Origin of the sequence: Quadrisphaera sp. GCM10027208, assembly GCF_042658805.1 — a bacterium.
Taxonomy (GTDB): Bacteria; Actinomycetota; Actinomycetes; order Actinomycetales; family SCSIO-59966; genus SCSIO-59966.
This window is the reverse complement of sequence record NZ_JBHSRC010000009.1, coordinates 17,101-29,495: the sequence shown is the minus strand read 5'-3', so window position 1 is coordinate 29,495 and position 12,395 is coordinate 17,101. Positions and strand designations below refer to the sequence as shown.

Below are 12,395 nucleotides of genomic sequence, written 5' to 3'. Positions count from 1 at the left end.
GGTTCCCGGCGCGCTGGGCAAGGACGACGGCTCGGGGACCACACTGCTCCTGAGGGATGGCTACCGGACGCCGGTAGGTTAGCCGTCGTGCACGTGCTCAGCGTGGTCGGCGCGCGGCCCCAGTTCGTCAAGCTCGCGCCGGTCGCCGCGGAGCTCGCCCGTGCCGGTGACGTCGAGCACCGGGTGCTGCACACCGGCCAGCACTACGACCCGGCGATGTCCGAGGTGTTCTTCGCCGACCTGGCGCTGCCGTCACCGGACGTCGAGCTCGGGGTCGGCCCAGGCTCCCTGGCTACCCAGACGGCCGCGATGCTCACCGGGATCGAGCAGGCGCTGCTCGCCGACCGGCCGGACTGGGTGCTGGTCTACGGGGACACCACCTCCACGCTCGCCGGGGCGCTGGCCTCCGTCCGGCTCGGAGTGCCGGTGGCGCACCTGGAGGCCGGCCTGCGCTCGTTCAACCGGCGGATGCCCGAGGAGCACAACCGGGTGCTCACCGACCACGCCGCTGACCTGCTGCTCGCCCCGACCGCGACGGCCGTGGAGCACCTGCGCGCCGAGGGGCTCGCCGGTCGGACCCGGCTCGTCGGGGACGTGATGACCGACGTGTGCCTGCGAGTGCGGGACGCCGTGCTGGCCGACCCGCCCGCGCTGCCCGGCCTAGACAGCAGCACAGACAGCACAGCGCCGTTCGTGCTCGCCACCGTCCACCGGGCCGAGAACACCGACGACCCGGCGCGGCTGGCGGCGGTCGTCGACGCGCTCGCGGCGCTGCCCGTGCCAGTGCTGCTGCCCGTGCACCCCCGGCTCGCGGATCGCTGCCGGGCGGCGGGTATCGACCTCGCCACGGGGGCGCTGCGCCCGGTGGCCCCGCTCAGCTACCCGCAGACGGTGGCCGCCCTGATCCGTGCGGCGGGCGTGGTGACGGACTCCGGCGGGCTGCAGAAGGAGGCGTACCTCCTCGGCACGCCGTGCACGACCCTGCGGCACGAGACGGAGTGGGTGGAGACCCTCGAGGGCGGCTGGAACGTGCTGGCCGGCGACCTGGCGGGCCTGGACCGCCGGGCGGTGCGGCCGGTGCCGCCGACGCCCCGGGGCACTCCCTACGGCGACGGGACGGCGGCCGCGCAGGTCCTCGACGCGCTGCGGGTCAACGGCTCAGCAGCGTGCTGACGGCGGTGGCGAGCCGGTCGGTCTCCGCCGCGCCGTCGAGGTGCTCGTCAGCCCAGGCTGCGGCGCGGTCCCTCACCACCGCGAGCGCTGCGGGGTCGGCGGACCAGTCCCGCAGCACGGCGGCGGCAGCAGCGGCGTCCGCGACCAGAACTCCCCCGCCAGAGGCGTCGAGAAGGGCAGCGACCCGCGGCAGCGGCGTGGCGAGCACCGCGAGCCCGGCGGCGAGGTACTCGTAGACCTTCGTCGGGACGGCGGCCCGGAACGCCGGGGTGTCCTCGAGCAGGGCGAGACCGACGGCGGCGCCCGCGACGGCCTGCCAGGAGCGGACCGGGTCGAGCCGGCCGTGCACGCGGACCCTGCCGGCGACGTCCGGGGAGGAGAGCCGTTCGGCGAGCCAGTCCTCGTCGGCGGCTGCCACCGGTCCGACGAGGTCGAGCTGCCAGCCGGGGGCGGCGGCGACCGCCTCGATCATGGCCCGCAGCCCGCGGGAGGTGCGGAGGTCCCCGACGTACGCCGCCCGCAGTGCGGCGTCCTTCACGCCGCGGGCGGCGCGGACCGGTCGCAGCGCGTCGGGGTCGGGCAGGTTGCGCACGACGAGCCGCCGGCGAGCGCTCGGTCCCGTCGGCGGCAGGTGGTCGTCGGCGACCACGGTGACGTCGGCGCGTGCGGCCACCGCGGTGGCAGTGCGGGCGACGGCGCCGGCGAGGCGACCGGCGACGCCTGTCGCCCAGGGCCGGTCCCGCAGCAGGGACGGGTAGTCCTCGTGCACGTCGCACACCCAGCGGCGTCGGCGCAGCCGGGCAGCCGCCCAGCAGCCGAGGGCGGAGTCCGGGTCGAGGCTCAGCAGCACCCGGCCCCGGGCCCGCCAGGGCAGGGTGACGGCGAGCACCGCCCGCCCGAGCGGGCCGCGGCGCCGCGTCGTGCGGGTGGCGGCACCAGGCGGGCCGGCAGCAGCGTCGCCGAGCCCGAGCACCTCGACCCGCAGGCCGGCGCGACGCAACGCGGCGACCTCACGGTGCAACCGCGCGTCGGCGACGTCGTGGCCGGAGGTGACGACGGTGACGTCGACGGGGTCGGCCACCGGTTACAGGTCGTCCATGGTGAACGCGTCCTCGCCAACCTTGACGAAGGTGGCGTAGGCGTGTGTGACCTCATTCGGGGTCCCGTCCATCATGAGCTTGCCCTTGTGCAACCAGATGGCACGGTTGCACAGCTCCCGGATGCTGGCCATGGAATGGCTGACCAGGAACATCGCCCGCGCCGACTTCATCAGCTCGGCCATCTTCTCCGCAGCCTTGTGCTTGAAGTGGGCATCACCGGTCGACAGAGCCTCGTCGATGAGCAGAATATCGGGATCCATGTGCACGGACACTGCGAACGCGAGCCTGCTGTACATACCAGAGGAGTACACCCGCATCGGCAGGTCCATGAACTCCCCGATCTCGGCGAAGTCGGCGATCATGTCCGCGCGTTCCTGAACCTGCTTGCGGGTCAGCCCAGCCGCGAGGCCGCCGAGGACGACGTTCTCCCGGCCAGAGAGATTCGCGTTGAAGCCCACACCGAGCGCCAGCATGGCGCTGATCCGCCCACGCACCTCGATCCGTCCGGACGTCGGGGTCAGCACGCCTCCCAACGTGCGAACGAGAGTCGACTTTCCGGCACCGTTCGAACCGATGATCCCCAGCGCGGTGCCGTGCGGGACGTCGAAGGAGATGTTCTTCAGCGCCTGGATCTCGTGGACGGCCCGTTCCCCGCGTCCGAACCGGACGATGGCGTCCTTGAAGGTGGGCGTCTTCTCGAACGTCGTCCGGTAGGTCACGGACACGTTCTGGACGCTGACGGCAGGGGGTTCCGTCGCCGCGGCGGTCGGGACGGTCTCAGAGACGGACAGCGAAATCACGCTCCCGTGACATGAAGAAGGTGAACCCTGCAACCGCGGCGATCAGCGCCCAGGCGGCCGCCGCGAGCCAGGTCTCCGGCTGTGGCATCTCGGATCGGACGAGCAGGTCGGTCCAGCCACCGATGATGCTGTACAGCGGGTTCAGTTCCACGACCCGGGAGAAAGCGCCGAGCCTGTTCACGACGTCCTCGGGGTACCACAGGACCGGGGAGAGGTAGAGCCAGAGCCGCACGAAGTACGGGAGAAAGCTGGAGGTGTCCCGGAAGTACACCTGCAGGGCAGCCATAAGGGCCGCGAGACCAGCCCCGAATACGGTCGCCAGCAGCAGGAAGACGCCTGCGAGGAGCATCTTCGGCGACCACGGCGCTCCAGCTGCCACGTGGATCACGAGGTAGACGACCATCGTTGGCAGGAACCGGAAGAAAGCCGTGCGGACGGCGGACAGCGGCATGAGCAACCGCGGGAAAGCCATCGTGGTCACGAGCTTGCCGGAGCCGGTGACGGACTGCGCCCCGCTCGTCACACAACCGGAGATGAAGTAGAAGAAGAAGAGCCCGCCCACGAGGTGCACGAGGTAGTCCAGTCCCCCGCGGCTGGACAGGATGTTGACAAGCACGTAGTAGACACCGGCGAGCAGCAAAGGGTTGATCACCAGCCACAGCTGACCGAAAAAGGTCGTGCTGTTCGCGGCGCGCATCGTGGCCCGGGACAGCTCGGCCGCGAACTGCCGCCGGGACCAGAGGTCCCGGACGTACGGCCCGATCTTGGGCAGCCCGACCTTGTGGGGCTCGTAGACCTGGACCTCTGGGTCAGTGGCCAGCTTGCGAGTCGACCTCATCGATGTGTCGGTCCTCCTGTGATGGCCGGGCAGGCGGGGCACCGCGCAGGATGCCGCTGGACGGTGCGGGGCGCGCCCGAGCCGGTCCAGGATAGACGCGCGGTCGGTGCTGTCACGTCAGCACCCTTGTGGCGGGGCTTGTCGAGGTGACCAACGGGGCGACGGAGGCCCGGCGGCGCAGCGGGTCACTCGGGGCACGGTCCCACCGTTCGCCGCGGACCTGGTGGATGGTCACGGCGGCCATCTCCTGTAGTCGCGTGGCTTCCTCCAGGACGAGCGTCCGCACACCGACCCGTACCGCCGCGGAGGAGTCGGCGAGAGCCACGACCAGGGTGATCCGCCCCTCCCAGTGACCGGGTTCCTCCTCCGCGACCACCCGCTCGTCCAGAAGCAGCTGCCAAAGGGTTGACGGACTACTCGGCTGCTCCTGCCCGGCCCTTCGGCTCCCCTCGTCGGTGGTGAGCTCGACGTGGATACGGCGACCGTGACCGGGATCACCGGGCAGCGTCGTCGTCCAGGTGACGTGGTCACCGGCGAGGACGACCGGGCCGGCGAGCTGGATCCGGAGTCCGTCGGTGAGGGTCCGGAGCCGGGTTGCAGGCTGCCGATCGGGGGCGAGCGTGCTGCCGGAGACGACGGCGCCGTCGCGCCCGAGCACGGTCACGCTCCCGGGAGCAGCGGCGGGGCGGAACCGCAGGGGCGCGACGGGCTCCGCCGGACGTTGCCGCCCGAGGCCGGTAAGCACCCGACGCAGTGACTCCCGCGCAGACACCTCGAGCTCGCCGACCCGGCGACGCACGTCCTCGGGCAGCGTTCTCTCGGCGAGCAGGTCTTCGACCGCGCCGGCGAGCCGGTCGGTCTGGTCGAGGGTCAGGACGTGGTCGCCGCGACCCAGCTCGTCGAAGTGGCGGCGAACCTTGGGGTCGTAGGCGACGCCGAGGACAGGTACCCCGGAACGGTGTCCGAGCAGGCACGCGTGAAGACGCTGAGCGACGAGGCCGTCGCAATCGGCCAGATCAACAAGCACTTGGTCGACGTCGACCACCGGGTCGAGGACGACGGCGTCCTCGGCACCCACGCGCGCGGTGGACAGCACCCGCCGCAGGACGGCGGCGTCGGCGGCCTGCAGCGGTACTGCGGCGACGGCGCCGCCGCGCGCCACGTGGTCGGCGACGACACGGGCCACCTCGGCCTCGAAGGCCCGGGAACCGGGCCATGGGCGAAGATTCAGTCCGAGAACCTGCCGTTGCGCCCACTGCGAAGGAAGGCGCGACAGCGGTGCGGCGCCGCGCGCGAGGGCGTAGACCAGATCCGGCGCCACGTCGATCGCAGCCCGCCAGCGATCGATGCCGGTGAGAAGAGCGGCCGACTCGGGGTCCCGCACAGTGATCGAGGCGGCATGGTCAGCGACGAACCGGACGACGGCCCGGGCGTCCGGATCGTCGAGCGGCCCGGCGCCCACTCCCACGACATGGACCGGCACGCCGTGCACGGCAGCGATGAGGGGAAGGACAGCCAGCGCCCCGACAGAGGCGGTGGCTCCGGTGAAGATTCCACTCACACCGTCGTTGGCGGCGAACGTGTAGTCGTGCCAGAGCCCTCCCCCGCCCACCAGGACACCAGCGGCACGGCGGACCTGCTCGTCGGCCTCGTCCCGGTCCAGCCGGTCGAACGCCTCGACGCCGTGCACAGTGCGCACCATGACGGGATCCTTGGCAGCGACGACGAGCTGACCACCCGGCACGTCGTCCTCGACCGACCGTCGCAGGGACTCGAGAATGAGCTCGTCACCGGTGTTGCCGGTGCCGTACCAGCCGACGGCCAGAACCCGTAGGGGCGGCGGCAGGGCCTCCGCGCGGGCATTGTCCAACGCCTGCAGCACGCGGTCGTCAGTTTCGCCGTGGTCGGCGGCGCGGACGAGCTCTGTCAGGAGCGCCACGCAGTTGTGCTGCCAGCGGTGGTGGGCGAGGACATGATCGGCGTTGCGGCGCCCCCTGGCCCGAACCTCGCGAACGTTCTCGAGCAGGTCCCGCACCGACTTCTCCAGCTCGGCCTGGTCGGCGAAGGCGACGAAGCCGTCTCGGGGAAGGAGCTCCTCGGCCAACCGCTGAGCTGCTCCACCGGCTGGGACGACGACAAAGGCACCAGCGGCGGCGCTGTCGGCAACGGAGCGACTGGGGCCGAGATGCACGTGCAGGGGCACGGCACGCAAGGCCTGGACCAGCGCTGCGCCTGCGACCGGGCCGCTGCCTGCCACGGGCCAGCCGGGACCGGCTGCGCGCACCCGGACGGAGCGGCCCAGCAACTTGGCCGCACGTTGCCAGCCGGGCCGATCGGAGGCGTCCCCGACGACGAGCACATCGGCATCGGTGACGAGGGGAGGCAGTGGAGCCAGCGCCGTCTCCGGGTACACGGCCGGAGGGCGGAACAGGCCCCGGGGGGGTGGTGGGGCCAGGCTGGTGTGGTCCCCATCATCGATTCCCGACGTGAGGACCAGGTCGTAGCCACTGTCCGCAGTGGTGGCGACCGCCTCGTCCTGGATGCCCACGAGGGCAGCGCCGGCGTGCGCGACGGCCTCCTGGGTGGATGAGTCGAGCAGGAGGACGGGCGCGGCGAGCACGACGTGCGGGCTGAACCGGTCGAGCAGCCCAGTGCCACGACGGATGTCGCCCTCCTCGGCGCTCACCACGACGTGGCCGGCGGCCCGTAGACCGGCCGCGGCACCGCCCGCGGCCGTGGGCACACCGGCCCGGCGCGGGCCCAGCACCAGTACACGGAGACGGGGGACGTCGATCATCCGGCGCCGGACCGGTCCAGCCCCAGGGCCGCAAGGACGGTCGCTGCGGTGAGCGGCCCGGCGTGCACGTCGGCGGCGTACTTCCATCCGGCGGCACTCAGGTCGGCGAACCGGTCCCGGTCCCTGGAGAGCCCTGCGACAGCAGCGACGAGGCCGTCAGGAGTGATCTCGACGACCGGTAGAACGGCCGGCAGTCCAGCACGTGCCGCCGCCGGTACGTGTCCCAGGACCACGCAGCCGGCACCGAGCGCAGCGGCCGCCAGGTCGGTGAGATCACCGGCACGGAGCCGCTCGACAACGACGTCCACCTCCTCGAGTGGCGTTCCCGGCTCCGCCACTCGCCACGCACTGCCCGCCGCGGCCCGCAGGCTCGTGACCGCGGAGGCCTCCTGGGGGCCCCGTTCGCCCTCGACAACAAGGACGCGAAGTGGCCCTGGACCAGGCTTGCGCGGACTGTCGGCGACGTGCACGACGACCGGGGCCCAGACCGCCTGCGGCAGGTGATGGCGGGCCGACATGCCGGTGACCAGCACCGGCACCCCTGCCCGTGCCGCCCGGTCTCGGGTACGCCGTGCCTGCCGCACCAGGCGCTGTGCGACACGCTCAGATGAAGCGTCGAGCGGGTCGGGGACCGGCGGTTCGCCGGGGCCGGTGACGGCTACGGCGTCGAGGAACAGGGCAACGGGCCGGTGCCGGGCCAGTTCGGCCAACTCGGCATCGGCGTCACCCCCAAGCCCACCGAAGAGCTGTGTCGTCTGCCGCAGGAGCACAGCATCACTGTCAGCGACGATCTCCCGGTAAGCGGCGACACCGTCGCGCACTTCGGCCTCGGTGCTGCCCACCGCCGGTAGAACCGAGACCTCCGCGCCGAGCCCGCTCCGCGGGGTCCCGGTGCCGGCAACCATGCGGACCGACCCACCGGAAGCCTCCGCCAGCTCCTTGACGAGCGGGCGGGCAGCCCGGGCGTTACGAACGGGGGTCAGGACGATCCGTGGCCCGCGGGAAGGCGCCATCGCAGCGTCTGTTTCGTCGTCGGCGGCTTTAGACCGACCTGCGGCTGGAGACCGGTCCCCCAACAGTCGCGCCCACACCTCGTGCAGAGTCCGCTCCTGGCGCTCCCAGGAGTGCTCGGCAAGCAGCTCAGGAGTGATCCGCGCGCGGTACTCGTCGACATCTGCCAACAACTGTTGGACGGCGCGCGCGCAGTCCACCGGGTCATCCGCCGCGTGCACCGTGCCGACACCAGTCCGGGAGAGGAAGCGGGCCTGGGCCCGGACGTCGCTGCCCACCACCGGCAACCGGGCATGAAGGTACTCGCGGACCTTGGTGGCGAGGGCCTCATGGTGAGCGGCCGTGTGGGAAAGCGGACTGACCCCCGCCGTGGCGCTCGAGATGTACCAGGTGACGCTCTGGGCGGGTACGTAGTCCAGGATGTGCAGCCGGTCGGCGACGCCGACCTCACGGGCGACGTCGCGCAGGGCGTTCCGCAGGTCGACCTCGGGCGAGGCGACGACGGCGAGGTGGGCACCGGGGACGTCGGCGAGGGCCCGGACGACGGTAGCCACCCCCCGCTTCTCGGCGATCCGACCAACGTAGACGAGCAGCGGCACGTCCGGCGCCAGCCCACACTCCTCGCGGACCGTCCGACGTGAGCCAGAGGGGTCAGGGACGAGTTCGGAGAAGGGGGCGTTGGTGACCACCGCGGGCCGCTGCCGGAGGTTGTGCCGACGTTGCAGCATGTCGGCAAGTTCCTCGGAGACGGTCACGACGGCGTCGGCCAGCGGTGCCAGCTCGGCCTCGGCAGCACGCCAGGCCGCTCCGTGTACGGCTGGTCCGGTGAACGTGACCCCCGGCAACCACTCGTGCGCGTCGTAGACCCAGGGCACGTGACGTCCGCGCGCTGCGAGGAGGCCTTGGGCCGTGCGGGCAGCCGGCATCGGGTGCCGGTCGTGCACGTGAATGAGGTCCGGCTCCAGGGACACGATCACATCGGCGAAGGCGTGCTCGAGGTCCTGGATCAGCGGCCAGGCTCGGCGCCAGGCACCGGGCCACGGCGCCCTGGCGTGCAGCTCTGCCACCCGTAGCCGGGCGCCGGTGCGCTGCTCCTGCACGTGTTGGGCCACGGTGTCCACACGACTCTGTGCCCACAGCAGTGCGCGCCGCGCCGGCACAGTGAACCGCCGAGCCCTCCCGCCGTCCGTGCGGGCTGCGTCCGCTGCAAGCCGGCGCTGGGCGTAGCCCCGCTCGGCGGCCCGAGCCCGGACGTCGGGCTGCTCTTCCTCCTCGGCGTCCAGCCGGTGCCGTCGCTGCCACTCAGCGTGCAACGGGTAGTCGGGGCGCACCCGGTAGACGGGGACGCGGCCGATGAGTCCGAAGGGCGGCACGGTGCGGTGGATGAGCCCGACCACGGTGACCCGGTACCCGGCGGCGTAGGCGCTGAGCGCGGCCTTCTCCACCCGGGAGTCCCCGACGACCCGGTTGCCGACCACCATGACGAGGTGCGGCGCGTCCGCCGTGTGCGCCATCGTCGTCAGACGTCCGACGCGGCGACCGTGGAGTCAGCCCTGGCGTCTGCCTCGGGATCGCCCGGGTCGGAGGCGTCGGTGTACGCGGCACGGTCCAGAGAGAAGCTCACCTTGAGCTCGGGGTGGAGCCGCGCCAGGTGCCACGCCAGCGGGACGGCGTGGGAGTCGCCGACCACGACCTCGTTGACTGTCGACAGGTCAAATCGCGGGAGGACCTCTTGGCGGGCGACCCGCCACAGCACCCACGGACGGACAGCCCGGTACCCCCGCATGAACAGGCGTCGGTGGAAGGCGTCGGCGACCCGCTCGTAGCGGGCGCGGACGCCGGGCGCGCGTCGGCCGAGGACAGGCGCCGCCCGGTTGAGCACGAACCGGGGTCCGCGGAACACGACGACGCGTTCGATGCGCGGGATCGGGTGGCGGCCCTCGCCCTCCTTGAGGGTGTGCACGACGACCCGGGGGTCGAGTCCCTCGGCCCGCCAGGGATCGGCGTTCGTCGTGATCAGCTCGACGTCGACGCCGTGGTCGAGGAGGAAGTGGCAGTGCCGTTTGATGGCACGAGCCCGGGTCGCGGTCAGGGCCACGAACAGGACCTTCATCGTGTCAACACCTCAGGGGTCTCGGGGCCGTCATGGCCCAGGTACCGGGCCATCAGCTGGTCGCCGACGGCTCTCATCCCGTACCGGGCGGTCAGCTGCTCGCGAGCGTGCGGCAGGTCAAGGTCGGGCAGGCGTTCACGCAGGGACCGGTAGGCGCGAACCACCTCGACGACCGAGGTACTGACCGGGACGGTCGCCCCGGCGATCTCCTCGAGGCCGGCGAGGGTCTCCTCGGGACCACCGCTCCGGGTTACCAGTGCGGGTAGCCCGGAGGCGACGGCCTCGACGACCGTCATCCCGAACGTCTCGTACTCGCTGAGGTGGACGAGGAGGTCCGCAGCGTGCAGCTGACGGACCACTTCCTCGTGGGGGACAGGCCCTGGCAGGTGAACCCGGCCGCCCAGACCGAGCTCGCTGGCCCGAGCGGCCAGGCCGTCGCGCAAAGGGCCGCCGCCCACCATCGTCAGCTCCAGATCGGGATCGTCCTCGGCGCAGACCGCGAAGGCCTCCAACAGCCGCCACACCCCCTTGTGCGGCAGTAGACGCCCGAGGTAGAGCCAGCGGGACAACCGCCGGACCGGATCCGGTCGCATCGGTATACGTTCGACCGCCACCGCGTTCGGGACGACGGACACCTTCGTCTCGTGGTGGGGAAAGTAGTCGAGCACCTTGCGGCGCAGCACGTCACTGACGCAGAAGAAGCCGGTGCAGCGTGCCAGCACCTGGTCGTACAGGTCCCGCGCAGGGCGCTGTGCAAGGATCCGGTCGAGAAACGTCGCGTGCTCGGTGACGAACACCCGGGCACCGGGTCGTGCAAGCTGGACGGCCGCCCAGCCGCCGTAGGTACCCACGTGACCGTGCACGACGTCGGCGTCGATGACTCCACCTGGCAGGACGTTGCGCAAGGCGGATTCGTGGGTGCGGGCGTGCTGGGCGTAGTCCCGAGCAGGGACCACGGGGGCGGGGACGCGGATAAGGTCGCCCTCCGGCGTCCGCACCGGGCGGATCGGCACGCGGGCGCCCTCGGCGCCGACCAGCCGGCGCGTGAGTCCCCGGATGACTGCGGATCCAACGCGGTCTCCCGGCGTCGGCCAGTCCTCGGCGTGGAGGATCAGAACGGACTCGAACCGGTCCGCGACAGCCTCCACGGTGCTCTGCACGAAGGAGCCGGCGAACGGGTTGTTGACGTTCGGGTACCACGGTGTGACAACGGCGAGGGACCGACCGCGAGGCTCATGCACGGGCCAGGCTCCGCAGTCGCTGCTCGAACGGGGCGAGCACGGCGTCACGGGTGTAGCGCAGCGCGTGCTCCCGAGCCGCTCGGGCCTGTCCCGGTGTCCGGGAGCGTGCAAGCCGGGCGCCGGTGATGAGGGCTTGCGCGATGCTCCCGCTCGACAGGTCGGCGTTGCGCACCCACAGAGGGTGCCCGTCGAGGACGTCGACGGCGGCGATGTCCGGCTTGTGCACCGAGACGATCGGCTTGCCGGTGGCCATGTACTCGAACACCTTCCCGCTCGTCACGTACCGCGCACCCGGCACCCAGAAGAGCAGGACGTCGAGGGAGTCGTAGACCTTCGCGATGTCCGCTTTAGGGGCCGGCCCCTCGTAGTGGACCCCGATCCCCTCCTCCACCGGCATCCGGTCGAGGAGGACGGGCACGTGCCGCGGAAAGAAGCCCAAGTGGCCGTGGACGTGGAGGGTTGCATCCTGCAGGGCCGGGTCGTGGCGCGCTTGCCGCCAACCGTCGAACAGCTCCTCGATCGGCATGGCGTCGGTGACCGTGCCGACGTACCCGAACCGTAGCGGCCTGTCCGGCACAGGTTCGGTGTCGAGATCACCGAGGATCTCGGGCTCCCAACCGTTGGGGACGACCGTCATCCGCTCCGCAGCGAAGGGATAGCGGTCGGCGTACCACTGCCGCATCCCGTTGTTGACGAACACGATCTCAGCTGCCTCGCGGAGCACCCGCTCCTCCCAGGTCCAGGCACTGTGGTCGGGCGGGTACTTGAGTTCCTCGGTGAACTGGTTGAAGGTCCAGGCATCTCGGTAGTCGACGACGTACGGCACGCGCAGGAGCTTGTGCAGCATCCAGGCGGCCGCGAAGGACGCGAACGGGTTGCCGGTCGCGACGACGAGGTCGAATCGGGTCTTGCGGTGCTGCTTGAGGGCGGCGGCGAGCACGCGGGGGATCCACGACGCGTAGTGCTCCGGGAAGAACCGCTCGGTCTCCCACCGGTGCAGCATCGTCGCCAGGCTCGGGAAGTTGGCGCGAAACCGACCGTAGTCTCGGATGTCGGTGACCCATCGGTAGTAGTCAAGGCCCGGCCGGACGACGGTGACCTCGGGGTGAATCGTCGACTCCAGCGTCTCGTCGTACGAGTCGATGTACCGGGTGAAGAACTCACGCGGCGCAGTGTGAACAGTGACGTCCCAGCCGCGCTCCGCGAAGTGGTTCGCTGTCGCCCGTGCTCGGAAGACGCCGCTGGCCCGCGTCGGAGGAAAGTAGAACGCGAGGTAGAGGACACGCGGACGTCGTCCGTTCGGTTGGTTCATCGGCGGGGAG

General features: G+C 71.5%; 9 protein-coding genes. 1 reads left to right on the top strand and 8 read right to left on the bottom strand.

Translation table 11 applies throughout. The features are described 5' to 3' along the window. Nucleotides 1-87: 87 nt before the first annotated feature. Nucleotides 88-1,173, top strand: coding sequence for a non-hydrolyzing UDP-N-acetylglucosamine 2-epimerase (gene wecB / locus ACFP6A_RS13285; RefSeq protein WP_379604274.1), 1,086 nt, complete (start codon nt 88-90; stop codon nt 1,171-1,173). On the opposite strand, the gene ACFP6A_RS13280 is transcribed toward wecB, so the two are convergent. The 8 genes from ACFP6A_RS13280 to ACFP6A_RS13245 all read right to left on the bottom strand — a co-directional run bounded on the left by ACFP6A_RS13280 (nt 1,151) and on the right by ACFP6A_RS13245 (nt 12,385). Next, nucleotides 1,151-2,254, bottom strand: coding sequence for a glycosyltransferase (locus ACFP6A_RS13280; protein WP_379604273.1), 1,104 nt, complete (start codon nt 2,252-2,254; stop codon nt 1,151-1,153). The genes wecB and ACFP6A_RS13280 overlap by 23 nt on opposite strands. Before the next feature lie 3 nt (nt 2,255-2,257). After that, complete coding sequence (locus ACFP6A_RS13275; RefSeq protein ID WP_379604272.1) at nt 2,258-2,992, bottom strand: ABC transporter ATP-binding protein; 735 nt, start codon at nt 2,990-2,992, stop codon at nt 2,258-2,260. 58 nt (nt 2,993-3,050) lie between these two features. Continuing rightward, the gene (locus ACFP6A_RS13270; protein ID WP_379604270.1) at nt 3,051-3,911 is read right to left on the bottom strand and encodes an ABC transporter permease; all 861 of its coding nucleotides are present in this window, start codon (nt 3,909-3,911) and stop codon (nt 3,051-3,053) included. A 112-nt stretch (nt 3,912-4,023) separates the two neighbouring features. Next, on the bottom strand, nt 4,024-6,708 hold the full coding sequence (locus ACFP6A_RS13265) for a polysaccharide pyruvyl transferase family protein (protein ID WP_379604269.1): 2,685 nt from the start codon (nt 6,706-6,708) through the stop codon (nt 4,024-4,026). Then, nucleotides 6,705-9,233: a glycosyltransferase family 4 protein gene (locus ACFP6A_RS13260; RefSeq protein WP_379604267.1), complete on the bottom strand. Its 2,529-nt coding sequence runs from the start codon at nt 9,231-9,233 to the stop codon at nt 6,705-6,707. Before ACFP6A_RS13260 ends, ACFP6A_RS13265 begins: the two co-directional genes overlap by 4 nt. Nucleotides 9,234-9,238: 5 nt before the next feature. Further along, the gene (locus tag ACFP6A_RS13255) at nt 9,239-9,832 is read right to left on the bottom strand and encodes a hypothetical protein (protein ID WP_379604265.1); all 594 of its coding nucleotides are present in this window, start codon (nt 9,830-9,832) and stop codon (nt 9,239-9,241) included. Further along, entirely contained in the window at nt 9,829-11,073 is a 1,245-nt protein-coding gene (locus tag ACFP6A_RS13250; protein ID WP_379604264.1) for a glycosyltransferase, read from the bottom strand. Before ACFP6A_RS13250 ends, ACFP6A_RS13255 begins: the two co-directional genes overlap by 4 nt. After that, nucleotides 11,066-12,385, bottom strand: a complete 1,320-nt coding sequence (locus ACFP6A_RS13245) for a glycosyltransferase (RefSeq protein WP_379604263.1) — start codon at nt 12,383-12,385, stop codon at nt 11,066-11,068. The genes ACFP6A_RS13250 and ACFP6A_RS13245 overlap by 8 nt, the downstream gene beginning before the upstream one ends. Nucleotides 12,386-12,395: the final 10 nt, after the last annotated feature.